Source organism: Kribbella sp. NBC_00709, assembly GCF_036226565.1.
GTDB lineage: Bacteria > Actinomycetota > Actinomycetes > Propionibacteriales > Kribbellaceae > Kribbella.
Window position 1 is genome coordinate 775,355 of record NZ_CP108996.1, and the last position, 15,410, is coordinate 790,764.

The following is a 15,410-nucleotide window of genomic DNA, read 5'->3' on the forward strand; positions in this document are numbered from 1 at the left end:
GCCACCCCACCAGCGGTCGGCACCACCACCTAGCGCTGCACCACCTGGCCCCTACTGACTGGCCGCCAGGGATCGGCCGCGGTGCCAGGGCTCAGGAGTGCGGGGTGGGGCGGTAGGTGACCTGCTGGATGTGGCCGTCGAAGGTGTGGCTCTCGATGAGCTCCAGGTCGAAGTCGCCCGTGCCCTCGAAGATGCGGTCGTCGACGCCCTGGCCCCGGTTGTTGATCACCGGGAAGATCGTCACCTGGACGCGGTCGATCAGGCCGGCGGAGAGCAGCGCCCGGTTCAGGGTCAGGCTGCCGTGCGAGCGCAGCGGCAGATCCGACTCCTCCTTCAGCCTGGCAACAGCCTTGACCGGATCGCCGCTGAGGACGGTCGCATCCGGCCAGTCGAGCGGACCTTGCAGCGTGTTCGACACGACTGTCGTCGGCAGGTTCCGCATTCGACCGACCCACGGATCGCCCGCCTCGGCCCCCTCCGGAACCGAAGCCAGCATCGCCGCGAACAACCGGAACGTGTTGCCGCCGAGAACCAGCCGCTGCTCCTCGCCGAACTGCGCGAACCGGTGTTCAAGGAACTCCGGGCCCTGCTTCCCCCAGTAGCCGCCGTACGAACCGCTGGGCGAGCCGTATCCGTCGAAGCTGGAAAAGATGTCAAAGGTCAAGCTGGCGCTCACGATGGTCTCCTCGTTCAGTGGCTGCCGTCGGCGGCGGCCTTTGCAGCTCCTACGAACGCATTGAGCTCGATCCGACACAACCGACGCACGCCGTACCGGACCAGACCGCACTATAGGCATGAGCCCGGACCATCGAAGTGATCCGGGCTCATGTGCCTGGTTAGCGGTGCGGCGGTTGCTGAGGTGGCTGCTGGCCACCCTGGTCCGGGTACTGCGGGCCCTGGTTCGGATACTGCGGGTTCGGGTGTTGGTGTGGCCCGTGCTGCCACGATGTCGCACCCGGTTGCGCGATGGCCGGCTTCTTGCGCAGGCGGAGCACCGCGAATACTCCGATCACCAGCAGGGCGGCGCCGCCACCGCCGAGGCCGGCGATCAGGCCGACGGGGGTGCCGTCGTCCGAGTCCGAGCTGCCCTGGACCGGCCCACCGGCCTCGGTCTTGTCACCCTTGTCGCCCGCAGGGGTCTCAGAGGGCTCGGCAGTCGGGGTCGGGGTGACCGAGTCGCCCGAGACCGGAGTCGCGCCGTCGACGTACGTCGGCTTCCCGGCGCCGGCGGTCCCCTCCAGACCGACGGTCAGCGTCAGCGGGATCGCGAACGCCTTGTCATCGTCCTTCCTGGTCAGCGACACGGCGATGTAGTACTCACCGGGAGTCGAGGTGCCGGTGTCCTGATTGTTCGCGCCATTGCGGTTCAGGTACCGGATCTCCTTGTTCGTGACGCCCTTGACCAGACCCCGCTTGGTGAGCACGCCACGCGTGTACCCGCCACCCGGCACCTTCTTCGAGAACACGGCGTACACGTCCTCACCGATCGGTGAGATCAGCGCTGTGTCCAGGTAACGGATGCCATCGAGGGCTTCGGCCGTGGCACCGGCCAGCTCCGGCACCGTGACCTGCGCCTGGATCCGCTGTCCCCAGTCGGCCTTGACCTTGTAGAGCTGCAACTCTCCCGGCATCAGCGTCGTCTTGTAGCTGCCGGGCTGGAGCAGCGGCGCGTCCGGGAAGCTGGAACCGGGAACGATCTCCCGCGGGGTCGAGCCGGCCATCGGAACCCAGACCGGGTCACCGGCCGCCGCCGGGAGGCTGGCGGTGTCGTCGACGGGCGGCTCCTCGTCGATCCGCAGCTCGTAGGGCACGCCCTTGAGCTCCCGGAAGTCCTTGCCCGGGTTCACGGTCAGGACCAGCTGGTCGGACTCGGCGCACTCGTCGTTCTTCTTCTTGTACTTCGACCAGCTCGCGGCGGTCCCGGTGGCAAGGCCCTGATCGCCGTCGAACCCTCGCGGATAGCTCCAGCCACATTGCTCGCCGGTGAGCGTGTTGATCCGCACCTCGGTCTGGATGACGAGGCTGCCGCCCGACGGGCGCCGGAAACTCACTCCGGCCCGCAGGGTCGAGCCGGTCATGGTCCGCTTGAGCAGGTAGTGCTTCGAGGTGTCGTCCACCCCGAACGTGTCGGAATAGTGGCCCGGGGCCAGCACCGGCGCTCCTTCCTGCTGCGCCGCACCCTGGACCGGCGTCCCGGAGATCCGGAACGGGCGGAAGGCTCGCGTGGACAGCCGGTCCAACCCCGCCTCGAGGTCGATGGTCGAGTCGGCGTCGTAGTAGTCGCCGCGGCCTTCCCGGGCGACGCACTGGAGCTGGGTGCGCGCCTTCCCGCCGACACGGAAACCGACCACATCGATCTTCAGGTCGATGCCCTGCTTGGCGATGGACTTCGCCACCACACAGGGATCCGGCGCGCAGGTGGCCTCACCGTCGGAGACCAGCACGATGGTGCGCTGACCGACGGGGCCGAGGTCCTTGGCCGCCTGCTGCAGCGCATAGCCGATCGGAGTCTCGCCGAACGGCTTGTACTTCGCGATCGCGGCCTGCAGCTGTGGCCGGTTGCTCGTGCCGATCGGGACGGTCAGCTGGGTGTCGGTGCAGGCACCGGCCTGGGTGCGCTTGAACACGGTCGCGCCATACACCCGCAGGCCGACCTCGGCAGCCGACGGGAGCTTGCTGACCACCTGGGTCAGAGCAGTCCGGGCCGCGGCGATCTTCGTCTGCCCATCCCCGGCCGGCTCCTTCATCGAGCCGGACGAGTCGAGCACCAGGACGAGTTTGCCGCCGGACGGAGCGGGGTCGGCCAGAGCGCTCCCGGTGGTCAAACCGGCCAGCACCGCGGTCAGTGTGATGGCGAGGAGCGCCCACACCGCTGGGCGGCGGCGGTGTCCCTGCTGAGTCGTCATCGTTTCCTCCAGTGAGATTCGCTGCCGCAAACCTTTCCAGTTTGCGATCGCAAATGTCAAGCCGGATCCGACTGGAATTCCGGGTTCGCTGATGCGAAGATATTTGCAATCGCGACGCGGCGGCCGACGGAAGGGGTCAGACCGATGGACCAGACAGCGCACAACCTCCAGCAGCAGATCGAGTTGTACGGCGAGCCGCTCGGAGAGACTGTACGACGCGTCATGGGGCCACTCGGACTGACCCAAGGCGGGCTCGCGCAGGTGATCGGGCTGTCGGCGCCGATGCTGTCGCAGTTGGTGAGCGCCCAGCGGGTGAAGATCGGCAACCCGGCGGTGATGTCACGACTACGGGCGGCGTCGGAGCTGGCCGACCTGGCGATCGCGAGCGAGATCTGGCCGCACGAGATTCCGGATGCGATCGACCGGATCCGCGCGACCAGCGGTGCGCTCACCACATCCGGGCAGACCAAGCAGGCGCCGTCCGCAGGCGGAGCGCCGCCGTACGCGACACCACCAGGCCTCGATGCCCAACCGCCGGGTGGCGCCGGGGCGAACGTTGCGTCCGGCATGCATTCCGCGTGGCCCACCGGAGCTGCGATGCCGTCGGACGAGGGTGGCCCAGCGCCGCGGGTCGTCGTGCGGGCGATCCAGGATCTCCTGCGCGAGGTTGCGTCGGCCGACGAGATCCAGCGCGCGGCCGCCGTCATCGCGACGGAGTCGCCGGCGCTGGCCGAGTTACTGCTGGCGTACGGGACCGGCAGGACCGCGGATGCCCTTGCGCACTATGAAGAACATCACGGCTGAGCAGCAGCACGGGCGCGGGCCGACGGCCGGTCACGGCTTCATATAGCACGCGTCGAGTAGACATTCGGGCCCGTCTCATCCTTTGTCGGCGTGGAATTCCCGCCACCAGGTCTGATGTTGGGTTACTTCGGCGGGGCGAATCGTCCTGCGTTCGTTGAGGTTGTGAGGAGAGGCTTGTGCGCGCGTTCGGCGCTTTTCGGCGGGTTGTTGCAGTGGCGGGAGCGATCACTCTCGCGGTGTCGATGGTTGCCTGCGGCAGCGATCAGGACGACGCCGCGGACGGGCCCGATCTCGGGCTGATGAAGGCCGGCACGTTGCGGATCGGCACGCTGACCGACGCGCCGCCGAACGTGTACGTGAAGGACGGCAAGTTCACCGGGTTCGACAACGACCTGATCACCGCGGTGGCGGCGAAGCTGAACCTCAAGCCGGAGTTCGTCGGGACCGACTTCTCCGCGCTGCTCTCGCAGGTGAACGGCGGCCAGTTCGACCTCGGCAGCTCGTCGATCACGATCACCGAGGCACGCAAGAAGACAGTTGCCTTCAGCAATGGATATGACTTCGGCTACCTCGGGCTGAACACCACCAAGAGCTCCGGTATCACCTCGTTCGACCAGCTCCAGGGCAAGCGGGTGGTTGTCGTCCAGGGCACTGTCCAGGACGACTACGCGACCGGCAAGAACCTCAACCCGGTCCGCGTGCCGAACTACAACGCCGCGCTCGGCCAGCTCAAGGCGGGGACGGCGGACGCCTGGGTCTCCCCCGCCGAGATCGGCGAGAAGATGGCCAAGGAGCAGGGCGGCGGCACGGTCATCCTGGCTGCCAAGGAGCTGAGCGACGCGCCGATGGCGTTCGCGGTCGCCAAGAACAACGACAAGCTCCGGGAGGCCGTCAACAAGGCGCTCGACGAGGTGATCGCCGACGGCACCTGGACCAAGCTGGTCGAGCAGTACTACCCCGGTCGCGCGGTACCGGCGAACTTCAAGCCCGGCTCCGGCAGCGTCAAGTTCACCGTGCCCAAGGCGACCACGTCCGCGGCAGCAGCCGGCTGAGCATGGATATCTGGTCCACCCTGAGTGACACCTTCCTCGACTGGGAGTCGATGAAGGCGGTCCTGCCCGAGATGCTGAAGGTAGGACTGGTCAACACTCTGATCCTGGCGGCCGCCTCGGTCGTGCTGGGCACTGTGCTCGGCATGATCGTGGCGGTCCTCGCCCTGTCCAGCAAGCCGTGGCTGCGCTGGCCGGCGAAGATCTACACCGACATCTTCCGCGGCCTGCCCGCGATCCTGACCATCCTGCTGATCGGCCAGGGCTTGTCCCCCATCACCCGGCACTGGTGGGGACCGAACCCGTATCCGCTCGGCATCCTCGCGCTCTCCCTGATCGCCGCCGCGTACATCGGCGAGATCTTCCGCTCCGGTATCCAGAGCGTGGAGGAGGGCCAGCTCGAGGCCGCCCGCGCGCTCGGGTTCAGCTACACCAGCGGGATGCGGCTGGTCGTCATCCCACAAGGTGTACGGCGGGTGCTGCCCGCGCTGGTGAACCAGTTCATCGCGCTGGTGAAGGAGTCCAGCCTCGTCTACTTCCTCGGCCTGCTGGCGAGTCAGCGCGAGCTGTTCCGCATCGGTCAGGACGCGGCCGCGACCAACGGCAACCTGTCCCCGTTGTTGCTCGCCGGCCTCTTCTACCTGATCATCACCGTGCCGCTGACCCACTTGGTGAACCACTTCGACAAGCGGCTGCGCGAAGGGCGGCCGACCGAGAAGGAAGATGTGAAGCTGGAGGAGCTCGCGCATGCAAACCATTGAGGCCGCGAGCCTGGAGGTCGAGGGCGTCGAGCTGGCGTTCGGGACCAACAAGGTCCTGCGCGGCGTGGATCTCGCCGTACCGGCCGGGCACACCGCCTGCGTGATCGGGCCGTCCGGCTCCGGCAAGTCGACGTTGCTGCGCGCGATCAACCGGTTGCTCGAGCCGGACGCCGGCGACGTGCGGCTGGGCGGCGAGTCGGTGCTGCGCGGTGATCCCGACGTACTGCGGCGCCGGATCGGGATGGTGTTCCAGCACTTCAACCTGTTCCCGCACAAGACCGTGATCGACAACATCACGCTCCCGCTGCGCAAGATCAAGAAGCTCGACACCGACGCCGCGCAGGCCGCGGCCCGTGCGCAGCTCGAGCTCGTCGGCCTCGCGGAGAAGGCTGGGGCGCGACCCGGAAACCTGTCCGGCGGCCAGCAGCAGCGGGTCGCGATCGCGCGGGCGCTCGCGATGAAGCCCGAGGTGATGCTGTTCGACGAGGCGACGTCCGCGCTCGATCCCGAGCTGGTCAAGGGCGTCCTCGCGTTGATGGCGGACCTCGCCCAGGCGGGAATGACGATGGTCGTGGTCACCCACGAGATGGGGTTCGCGCGCGAGGTCGCGGACCAGGTCGCGTTCATGGATCACGGGGTGGTGGTCGAGTCCGGCGTACCGGAGCAGCTGTTCACCGACGCGGATTCGCCGCGGCTGCGGCAGTTCCTCTCCCAGGTGCTCTGAAACCTGCCCTGGCGCAATTGGTTGCCGAGGGCCACTATGGAGACAGGCCCTGCACCGGATCGACCATGGCTGGGGATGGTTGTGGTGAGAGATCTTCGGTTGCCGATCTCGACGGCGCTCGCCGTCGGGCTGACAGCGATGCTCGGTCTGGCGGTGAGCACCGAGCCGCCAGCCACTGGGCCGCCACCGACTGCGAACGCGGCTGCACAAGTCAGCACCACCACTCAAGCAGCGTCGGGGCCCAAGTGGGTCTATCTGACCTTCGACGACGGGCCGAGCGCGCGCTATACGGCGCAGATCCTGAAGATCCTTCAGGCCTACGAAGTTCGGGCGACGTTCTTCGAGGTCGGCCAGAACGTCAAGCGGTACCCGGCCCTGACCCGGCGCGTCGATCAACTCGGTCACAGCGTGCAGAACCATTCCTGGTCGCACCCGAACCTCACCAAGGTCAACTGGCCGACGTTCAAATATCAGGTGCGGACCACTGACCGTTACCTCCGGGCACAGACCGGCTACACCCCACGCTGTCTGCGGCCGCCGTACGGCGCGACGAACCGGGCGGTCGCGCAACGAGCAGCCATGCTCGGCAAGCGGCTCACGTTGTGGTCCGTCGACCCGGCCGATTGGAGCCGCCCGGGTAGTTCGGTGATCGTGCGCCGCGTCCTGGCGAAAGTACGGAGTGGCTCGGTGATTCTGCTGCACGACGGCGGCGGCAACCGGAGTCAGACCGTCGCCGCGCTCCCGAAGATCCTCAAGGCGCTCAAAGCCAGGGGGTACCTGTTCTACCCGTTGTGGTGTCACTGATCCGCGTCCGGTATTCGTGACTTGTTGACGTAGCAGCGGCGTGGGCGCTGGCTTTCGGCGGGCGGATGCCCATCGTGGACGGGAGGAGTGAGCCACCCACCGCCCTGGGGGACGCATGGATGTCCGCTTGACCCGCGCCGGGAACCGGATGATCGGTCTGGCGATGATGATGCTGGTGAGCGCGGTGATCGGTACGGTCGTGGTCGCGGCCGCGAAGTCGCCGGCCAAACCAGCCACGCCCGAACCGTCCGCGGCGGCGCCGGCGGCCACACCGAGCAAGACTCCGCTGCCCACGAAGTACGTCGTCCTGACCTTCGACGACGGCCCCGATGTCGAGTACACCCCGAAGGTGCTCGAGATCCTGGCCAGGTACGACGCGAAGGCGACCTTCTTCGAGGTCGGCCAGAACGTCCAGAAGCATCCTGAGCTGACCAAGCGCATCCACGACGCCGGCCACAGCGTCGAGAACCACACCTGGACGCACGCTGACCTGCGCAAACTCGGCGCAGCCGCATTCCGGCAGCAGGTCGCGTCGACCGATCAGGTGATCCGGGCCCAGATCGGAAGTACGCCGGCCTGCCTGCGACCGCCGTACGGCGGGGTCAATGCAGCCGTCCGTCAGCAGGCGAAGGCGATGGGGAAGGACCTGGTCGTGTGGACCGTCGACTCGCGGGACTGGACCAAACCCGGCACGAAAGCCATCGTCCAGCGCGTGCTGAAGAACGTGCACAGCGGTTCGGTGATCCTCATGCACGACGGCGGCGGCAACCGCAGTGAGACAGTCGCCGCGCTGCCGACCATCCTCAAGACGCTCAAGGCCCAGGGGTACGGCTTCCGCACCCTGACCTGCTAGGACAGCTGGCTCACCAGCGGTACGACGTCGGCGATCGACTCGACGATGCGGGTCGGGCGGTACGGGAATCGCTCGACCTCGTGCTCGCCGGTCGAGCCGGACAGCACGAGCACGCTCCGCAGACCCGCCTCCAGACCGCTGATGATGTCGGTGTCCATCCGGTCGCCGATCATCACGCTGGTCTCGGAGTGCGCTTCGATCCGGTTCAGCGCGCTGCGCATCATCAGCGGGTTCGGCTTGCCGACGAAGTACGGCGCGATGCCCGTGGCCCGGGTGATCAGCGCGGCCACCGAGCCGGTCGCGGGCAGCGGGCCCTCCTGCGACGGGCCGGTCGGATCCGGGTTGGTGGCGAGGAACCGCGCGCCGTCGGCGATCAGCCGGATCGCCTTGGTGATCGCCTCGAACGAGTACGTCCGGGTCTCGCCGAGGACGACGTAGTCCGGGTCGCGCTCGGTCAGCACGTACCCGATCTCGTGCAGCGCCGTGGTCAGGCCGGCCTCGCCGATCACGTACGCCGTCCCGCCCGGGCGCTGGTCGTCCAGGAACTGGGCGGTGGCGAGCGCGCTGGTCCAGATCGCCGCCTCCGGGATGTCGATGCCCGCGGCAAGCAGGCGGGCGCGGAGATCGCGCGGCGTGAAGATCGAGTTGTTGGTGAGGACAAGGAACTTCTTGCCGGACGCCTGCAGCGCGGCGATGAACTCGCCGGCTCCCGGGATGGCGCGCTCCTCGTGCACCAGGACGCCGTCCATGTCCGTCAACCAGCTCTCGACCGGCTTGTGCTCGCTCACCCGGCTCATCGTAGTGGCCGAACCCGCGCGAACGCGGAAACTGTCGGTGGCTGCGGCAAGAATGCGCGCATGGAGTTGTCCGGGTACCGAGAGTTGTGGCGCGCGCGCGGCGTGATGTCCTTGCTGTTGGCTTCGCTGCTCGCACGGTTGCCCATGCTCGCCACGATGGTGCCGATCGCGTTCCTCGCGAAGGACGCCGGCGGTTCGTTCCGCTGGGCCGGTGTGGTGGCCGGCGCCTATTCGATCGGTACGGCGATCGCCGGGCCGGTGTGGTCGCGGGCCGCGGATCGACGCGGTCCACGAGGCATCCTGCTGGTGACCGGGATCGCTTGGAGTGTCGCGCTCCTCGCGATCGCGCTGCTTCCGACCGGGCTGCATCGGTTGCTGCCCGCGTTGGCGGTGATCGCCGGTGCGCTCGTGCCTCCGGTGATGCAGACGTTGCGGGCGGCCTGGCCCCGCGTGGTGCAGGGTCCCGCGCTGCGGACGGCGTACTCCGTCGATGCGACGGCGCAGGAGTTGCTCTTCATGGTCGGGCCGATGCTCGGGGCAACCGCCGTCAGCGTGGCCAGTCCACGGCTCGGCGTTCTCCTCGCGGCGGCGATGTCAGCGATCTTCATCTGGTGGTATGCGCTCCGACAACCCAAGCCGCTCAACCGCGATCAGCACAGTGAGGTGCCGCTGACCGCGCGGCAGCTGCTCTGGCATCGGCATCGGTTGCCGTTGATCCTCGCGTTCGGTCTGTGGGTGACCTCGTTCAACGGGATCTCGCTGGGCATCGTCGCGTTCGCGGACGAGCACGGTCAGCGGTTGATCGCCGGGATCTTCGAGGCCGTCTGGGCGTTCGGCAGCCTGGTCGGTGGCGCTGTCGCGGGCGCATTGCCCGGCCGGCGTACGTCGTACCTGTGGCGGCGGGCTGCGTTGGTCGCGGCTGGGATGCTGCTGTGCGTGTTCGCGACCTGGTCGTCGGTGTCGCTGGGCATCGCCTTGGCGCTGTCAGGGCTGACGCTGGCGCCGGCGATCGGCGCGTTGTACGAGCGACTGGGTTCGTTGACGCCGGATGTGGCACGGACCGAGGTGTTCGGGTGGATGGGCAGCGCAGCGATGGGCGGTGCGGCGATCGGGGCAGCGGTTTCGGGCGCGGTGATCGAAGGGCTCGGGGTGCGGTATGTCTGGGTGCTGGCCGCCGTGCTCGCTGGTGCCTCGGCGGTGTTGTTGCTGCGAGTGCCGCCGGAGCGGCGCTCGGAGCCCGAAGCGGGTCACCAGCCGGAGCGGCACAGCGGGTCTGAATCCGGGCCCGAGTTAGCGGGTGGACTGCTCGGCGAGACCGCGTAGATTCTCGACCATCGCGTTCGGATCGTCGGCGGCGTACACCGCTGAACCGGCCACGAACACGTCGGCGCCGGCCTCCGCGCACTGCTCGATGGTGTCGGCCGAGACGCCGCCGTCGATCTCGATCCACAGCTCCAGACCGTGCTTCTCGAGCAACTGGCGGGTACGGCGGATCTTGGGTACGCACACGTCGAGGAACTTCTGGCCGCCGAAGCCGGGCTCGACGGTCATGATCAGGATCATGTCCAGCTCGGGCAGCAGGTCCTCGTACGGCTCGATGGGGGTGGCCGGCCGCAGTGCCATCGCGGCGCGCGCACCTTTGGCCCGGATCTCCCGCGCGGTCCGGATCGGCGCCCGGCAGGCCTCGATGTGGAACGTCACGCTCGACGCACCCGCCTCGACGTACCCAGGCGCCCAGCGGTCCGGGTCCTCGATCATCAGATGACAGTCCAGCGGAATGTCGGTCGCCTTCGCCAGCGACTCGACCACCGGCATGCCGAGGGTCAGGTTCGGCACGAAGTGGTTGTCCATCACGTCGACATGCAGCCAGTCCGCGTTCGACACAGCAGCCGCCTCATCGGCCAGCCGCGCGAAGTCGGCGGCCAGGATGCTCGGCGCGATCTGAATCCCCATGGTGTCAATCTATCGACCCACCCACCGACCGCCCGCAGTCAGGTGGTGAGCTCCGCGGCGAGCACCTCGCGAAGAGTCGTCGCAGGCCGGCCGAGCAGCGACGGCAGCGCCGGATCTACGACCGCGAACTCGCCGCGCCGGGCCGCCGCGAAGATGCCCAGCGTCAGATCGGCCAGGTGCTCCGGCATCCCGCGATCGAGCGCCGCCTGCTTCCACTCCTCGTCCGGCACCGTGACGCGGATGATCTTCCGCCCGGTCAGGTCCGTGGCGATCGTGGCAGCCTCGGCATAGTCGAGCAGCTCCGGACCGGTCAGGGCGGGCGTGATGCCGTCCAGGCGGCCGGGTTCGGTGAGTGCGAGCACGGCCGCGTCCACCAGGTCCCGGTGCGCGGTCCAGGAGACCGGCCCGTCCTCGGGCAGGATCAGCTCCCCGGTCTCCAGGGCGGATCGCAGCATGAAGGTCGTCGTACTCGCGTAGAACCCGTTGCGCAGCGCCGTGAAGGCGACGCCGGAATCCGCCAGATCCTGCTCGGTGGCGGCATGCCCGCGGGTCGCGGTGAAGAGCGAGTCGAGGTTCGCAGCCTGGTGGCTGGTGTAGAGGATGCGCTCGACCCCGGCCGCCTTGGCCGCGTCGATGGCCACCTGGTGAGGCGCCGGGTCGGCTGGGCCCGAGACGATCAGCACCTGACTGGCCGCCTCGAAGGCGTTCGCGAGTGAGTCCGGGTCGTCGAAGTCTCCGCGGCGTACCCGAATGCCCCGGGCTGCCAGGTCGGCGGCCTTCGCAGGGTCACGGACGCTGACGCCGAGCTGGTCGGTGGGGACACCGTCGGCGAGGCGTTCGACGACGGCCCGACCGAGACGGCCGGTCGCTCCGGTGACGACGATCATGCGCGACTCCTTGTTATCGATGATTACAGATTCACGCTATCACTGTTAACGACAGTGGCCAACCGCTACGGTTGGCCGCGTGGAGGAGCTTCAGCCGGACGAGATGACCAGCGGCCGGGACCAGATGCGGGCGCACATCGTCGAGGTCGCCGCGGGTCTGCTCGCGACCGGCGGGCGCGACGCCGTGTCGACGCGGGCGGTCGCCGCCGCAGCAGGGACGCAGGCGCCGACCATCTACCGGCTGTTCGGCGACAAGGACGGGCTGCTGGCCGCAGTGCTGGACTACGGGTTCACGACCTACCTGGCCGACAAGCCGCCGCTGGATCCGACCGCCGAACCCATCGCGGATCTGCGGGCGGGTTGGGAGCTGCACATCGGGTTCGGGCTCGCGAATCCCCCGTTGTTCCTGCTGATGTACGCCGGTATCGAGCCGGGCCGGCGGCCCGCGGCGGCCGAGGCCGGACTCGTGATCCTGCGGGCCCGGATCCGGAACATCGCGGCGGCCGGGCGACTCCGGGTCGACGAGGCGCTGGCCGTGGAGCTGGTGCACGCGGCCGGGACAGGCGCCGTCCTCGCGCTCCTCGCCGTACCAGCCGAACAGCGGGATCCGCGGTTGGCGGACACGATGTTCGACGCTGTGGTCGCGGCGATCACGACGAGCGAGGTCGAGACACGCAACGCCGGGCCGACGACGGCCGCGAACGCCCTACGGACGCAGCTGCCGGACCTCGAGATGCTGACCGACGGGGAGCGTCACGTGCTGGACGAGTGGCTCGCCCGCATCACCCACTGAACGGCTTCGTCGACGGACTCGACCGTCTCTGGTCCGGCGGGAAGTGGTGGGCGGCGGATGATCAGGACGGGCAGTCCGAGCTCCCTCGCCGCGGCCAGCTTGGCCGACGTCTGCGGGCCTCCACTGTCTTTGGTCACGAGTACGTCGATGGTGTGGTCGCGCATCACGGCGAGCTCGTCGGAGAGCGCGAACGGGCCACAGGCCAGGATCAGCTCGCACCAGGCGGGGCGCGGCTCGGGCGGATCCACACAACGGGCCAGCATCCAGATGCCCGCGTTTTCGAAGGTGTCCAAGCCCTGTCGGCCGATGGTCAGGAAGGCGCGCGAGCCGAGCGACGGCAGGCGGGCGGCGGCGTCTTCGGGGGCGTCACACCAATGCCAGTGGTCACCTGGGCTCGCAGTCCAGCCGGGCCGCCGGAGGACCAGCAGCGGTACGTCGACTGAGGTGGCAGCCGCAGCCGCGTTGGCAGTCATCCGCGCCGCGAACGGATGAGTCGCGTCCACCACCGCATCGACCGGATGCGCGCGGAGCCACCCAGCGAGACCGTCCGCGCCACCGAAGCCGCCTGACCTGACCCGACCCACCGGCAGGCGCGCGTCCGTCGTCCGACCCGCAAGCGACGAGACCGCGTCGACTCCCGCCTCGACGAGAACCTTCGCGAGTTCGCGCGCCTCCCCGGTCCCCCCGAGCAGCAGAACCTTCATCGGCCGCGGTCGGGTGAGTACAGGTGGCTGTCGCGGAAGGTTGTTGCTGAGAGCACCTTTCCGGTGATGATGACGGCGGTGCGGCGGATGCCGGCCGACTTCACCTGGGCGGCGATGTCGGTGAGGGTGCCGCGGAGGATCAGTTCGTCGTCGCGGGAGGCGCGGGCGACGACGGCGACCGGGCAGTCGGGGCCGTAGTTCGGGATGAGTTCCTCGATGACGCGGTCGATCTGCTGGACGGCGAGGTGGAGGACGAGGGTTGCGCGGCTGGCGCCCAAGGTTGCGAGGTCCTCGCCGGCGGGCATCGCGCTCGCGCTGCCGCCGATGCGGGTCAGGATGACGGTCTGGCCGACTTCGGGGACGGTCAGTTCGCGGCCGAGGGTTGCCGCGGCGGCGGCGTACGCGGGCACGCCGGGCGTCACGTCGTACGGGATGCTCAGTGCGTCGAGGCGGCGCATCTGTTCGGCCATCGCGCTGAAGACGGACGGGTCGCCGGAGTGCAGGCGGGCGACGTCGTGGCCGGCGGTGTGGGCGGCGGAGAGCTCGGCGATGATCTCGTCGAGGTTCAGGTTCGCGGTGTCGATCTTGCGGGCGCCGGGTGGGCAGTGGTCGAGGAGCTCGACCGGTACGAGCGCACCGGCGTACAAGCAGACCGGCGACGCGGCGATCAGGTCGCGCCCGCGCACGGTGATCAGATCGGCAGCACCCGGACCGGCGCCGATGAAGTGAACCTTCACTTGGTGACGCTCCAGATGGTGACGGGCATGGCGGGGCGCCAGCCGGTCATGGTGCCGATCGGGGATGCGCGGTGTACTTCGAGGCGGACGAGGTCGCCGCCGTGAGACTTGTACCACTGGGCGATCAGCGACTCGGTTTCCAGCGTGACGCCGTTCGCCACCAGTCGGCCGCCGGGCTTGAGGGCGTCCCAACAGGTGTCGAACATGCCGGCCGCCGTCGCTCCCCCGCCGATGAAGACCGCGTCCGGCGACTCGAGACCGTCGAGCGCTGCGGGCGCCGCGCCCTGCACGACAGTCACCGATGCGCCCAGGCTCGCGGCGTTGCGTTCCAGTCGCTTCACCCGGTCGGGGTCGCGTTCGACGGCGATCGCTCGGCAGGACACGTGATGGCGGGACCACTCGATCGCGATGCTGCCCGCGCCGCCGCCGATGTCCCACAGCAGTTGCCCGGGTACGGGCGCGAGCCGCGAGAGTGTGACCGCGCGTACCTCGCGTTTGGTGAGCTGACCGTCGTTCTCATAGGCGTCATCGGGCAGGCCGGGCACCGTGGACAGGACGGGCCCTCGGCAGTCGATGGCGATCACGTTCAGCGCATCGACATCGTCAGACCAGTCGGAAGCGCGAGTCCGTCGTACCCGCTCCCCCGGTCCACCGAGCTGTTCGAGCACGATGAAGTCACTCGAGCCGTACCCGCGGGCATTCAGCAGCTGAGCGACCTCAGCCGGCGTCTGGGCACCCCGGCTGAGGATGAGCAACTGCCGCCCAGGCTGCAGGTGTGAATGAAGCCGATCGACCGGCTTGTTCACCAGGCTGACAACCTGCACCTGCCCCTGCGGCCAGCCGAGGCGCGCACAGGCCAGCGACACGCTCGACGGATGCGGGATCACCTGTACGGCGTCCGCGCCGAGCATCCGTACCAGCGTCGTGCCGATGCCGTGGAAGGTGGGATCGCCGCTCGCGAGTACGCAGATCCGCCGGCCGGAGTACTGCGAGAGCAGTCCAGGAAGCGCCTCGGACAAGGGCGAGGGCCACGCGACCCGCACGACATCGAGCGACGGGATGAGCGCGAGCTGACGGGCGCTGCCCATCAGGACGTCGGCTGCCTCGATGGCTGTACGGGCTGCCCGCGACAAGCCCTCCCAGCCATCGGCGCCGACGCCAACAACCGTAGTGAGGTCAGCCATTGCCGAGCACCTTCGTGATCGTGATCTCGATGACCACCCGCTGCGGATTGACCCGCGGTTCCTTGTAGCGCTTGGCGTACCGCCGTTCGGCGTCGCGGACCCGCTCCGGGTCGTCGCTCACCACCGCCCGGCCCTCGAGCGTGCTCCACCGCCGACCGTCCACCTGGGTCACCGCGACCGCCGCCTCCCCCAGGCGCCGGATCGCCCGCGCCTTGTACGACGTACCCGAGCAAATCACCCGCACGACCCCCGCGTCGACGTCCAGCGTCGCCCCGACCGGCGTCGCGTGCACGGTCCCGTCCGCCCGGACGGTACTCAGTACGCACAGATGCCGCTCGGTCCAGAACTCAGCCAGCCGCTCACTCAACACCCAGCGATCGTAGACAAGACGGCCCGCCCGGTGAGGTGCCGGGCGGGCCGCGGGTGCGCTGGACCCCTCAGACCAGCGCGGTTC

At 68.8% G+C, this 15,410-nt stretch carries 17 protein-coding genes; 8 read left to right on the forward strand and 9 right to left on the reverse strand.

The features are described from left to right. Positions 1-91: 91 nt before the first annotated feature. Together OHA18_RS03655 and OHA18_RS03660 are read right to left on the reverse strand one after the other, a co-directional pair. A complete protein-coding gene (locus OHA18_RS03655) occupies positions 92-676 on the reverse strand; it encodes a dihydrofolate reductase family protein (RefSeq protein WP_329002154.1) in 585 nt (194 codons plus the stop codon). Positions 677-836: 160 nt separating this feature from the next. After that, a complete protein-coding gene (locus OHA18_RS03660) occupies positions 837-2,906 on the reverse strand; it encodes a vWA domain-containing protein (protein ID WP_329002155.1) in 2,070 nt (689 codons plus the stop codon). Between the two features lie 144 nt (positions 2,907-3,050). Between OHA18_RS03660 and OHA18_RS03665 the strand changes: the two genes are divergently transcribed. The 6 genes from OHA18_RS03665 to OHA18_RS03690 all read left to right on the forward strand — a co-directional run bounded on the left by OHA18_RS03665 (position 3,051) and on the right by OHA18_RS03690 (position 7,901). Then, positions 3,051-3,710 carry a DNA-binding protein gene (locus OHA18_RS03665; RefSeq protein WP_329002156.1) on the forward strand — a complete coding sequence of 220 codons (660 nt, stop codon included), beginning with the start codon at positions 3,051-3,053 and terminating at the stop codon, positions 3,708-3,710. A 212-nt stretch (positions 3,711-3,922) separates the two neighbouring features. After that, on the forward strand, positions 3,923-4,762 hold the full coding sequence (locus OHA18_RS03670) for a substrate-binding periplasmic protein (RefSeq protein ID WP_329002157.1): 840 nt from the start codon (positions 3,923-3,925) through the stop codon (positions 4,760-4,762). A 2-nt stretch (positions 4,763-4,764) separates the two neighbouring features. Then, a complete protein-coding gene (locus OHA18_RS03675; protein WP_329002158.1) occupies positions 4,765-5,520 on the forward strand; it encodes an amino acid ABC transporter permease in 756 nt (251 codons plus the stop codon). Continuing rightward, positions 5,507-6,244 (forward strand): amino acid ABC transporter ATP-binding protein, encoded by a 738-nt coding sequence (locus OHA18_RS03680; protein WP_329002159.1) that lies wholly within the window; start codon positions 5,507-5,509, stop codon positions 6,242-6,244. The genes OHA18_RS03675 and OHA18_RS03680 overlap by 14 nt, the downstream gene beginning before the upstream one ends. Before the next feature lie 84 nt (positions 6,245-6,328). Next, entirely contained in the window at positions 6,329-7,048 is a 720-nt protein-coding gene (locus OHA18_RS03685; protein WP_329002160.1) for a polysaccharide deacetylase family protein, read from the forward strand. Positions 7,049-7,163: 115 nt separating this feature from the next. Next, positions 7,164-7,901, forward strand: coding sequence for a polysaccharide deacetylase family protein (locus OHA18_RS03690; protein ID WP_329002161.1), 738 nt, complete (start codon positions 7,164-7,166; stop codon positions 7,899-7,901). On the opposite strand, the gene OHA18_RS03695 is transcribed toward OHA18_RS03690, so the two are convergent. Next, on the reverse strand, positions 7,898-8,650 hold the full coding sequence (locus OHA18_RS03695; RefSeq protein ID WP_442914409.1) for an HAD-IIA family hydrolase: 753 nt from the start codon (positions 8,648-8,650) through the stop codon (positions 7,898-7,900). The genes OHA18_RS03690 and OHA18_RS03695 overlap by 4 nt on opposite strands. Before the next feature lie 108 nt (positions 8,651-8,758). Between OHA18_RS03695 and OHA18_RS03700 the strand changes: the two genes are divergently transcribed. Next, positions 8,759-10,021 (forward strand): MFS transporter, encoded by a 1,263-nt coding sequence (locus OHA18_RS03700; protein ID WP_329002164.1) that lies wholly within the window; start codon positions 8,759-8,761, stop codon positions 10,019-10,021. Here the strand turns inward: OHA18_RS03700 and rpe are convergent. After that, positions 9,989-10,651, reverse strand: coding sequence for a ribulose-phosphate 3-epimerase (rpe, locus tag OHA18_RS03705; RefSeq protein WP_329002165.1), 663 nt, complete (start codon positions 10,649-10,651; stop codon positions 9,989-9,991). The two genes, OHA18_RS03700 and rpe, sit on opposite strands and share 33 nt — an antisense overlap. Positions 10,652-10,689: 38 nt before the next feature. Beyond that, positions 10,690-11,538 (reverse strand): SDR family oxidoreductase, encoded by an 849-nt coding sequence (locus OHA18_RS03710; protein ID WP_329002166.1) that lies wholly within the window; start codon positions 11,536-11,538, stop codon positions 10,690-10,692. A gap of 79 nt (positions 11,539-11,617) precedes the next feature. On the opposite strand from OHA18_RS03710, the gene OHA18_RS03715 reads away from it, so the two are divergent. Beyond that, the gene (locus OHA18_RS03715; RefSeq protein WP_329002167.1) at positions 11,618-12,331 is read left to right on the forward strand and encodes a TetR/AcrR family transcriptional regulator; all 714 of its coding nucleotides are present in this window, start codon (positions 11,618-11,620) and stop codon (positions 12,329-12,331) included. Here the strand turns inward: OHA18_RS03715 and OHA18_RS03720 are convergent. From OHA18_RS03720 to OHA18_RS03735, 4 genes are read right to left on the reverse strand one after another with little or no spacing between them, the layout of a single operon-like run. Beyond that, positions 12,292-13,035: a cobalt-precorrin-6A reductase gene (locus OHA18_RS03720; RefSeq protein ID WP_329002169.1), complete on the reverse strand. Its 744-nt coding sequence runs from the start codon at positions 13,033-13,035 to the stop codon at positions 12,292-12,294. The two genes, OHA18_RS03715 and OHA18_RS03720, sit on opposite strands and share 40 nt — an antisense overlap. After that, on the reverse strand, positions 13,032-13,772 hold the full coding sequence (gene cobM / locus OHA18_RS03725; protein ID WP_329002170.1) for a precorrin-4 C(11)-methyltransferase: 741 nt from the start codon (positions 13,770-13,772) through the stop codon (positions 13,032-13,034). The genes OHA18_RS03720 and cobM overlap by 4 nt, the downstream gene beginning before the upstream one ends. After that, complete coding sequence (gene cbiE, locus OHA18_RS03730) at positions 13,769-14,956, reverse strand: precorrin-6y C5,15-methyltransferase (decarboxylating) subunit CbiE (protein ID WP_329002171.1); 1,188 nt, start codon at positions 14,954-14,956, stop codon at positions 13,769-13,771. Before cbiE ends, cobM begins: the two co-directional genes overlap by 4 nt. Continuing rightward, positions 14,949-15,326, reverse strand: coding sequence for a pyridoxamine 5'-phosphate oxidase family protein (locus OHA18_RS03735; protein WP_329002172.1), 378 nt, complete (start codon positions 15,324-15,326; stop codon positions 14,949-14,951). Before OHA18_RS03735 ends, cbiE begins: the two co-directional genes overlap by 8 nt. Between the last annotated feature and the right edge of the window lie 84 nt (positions 15,327-15,410).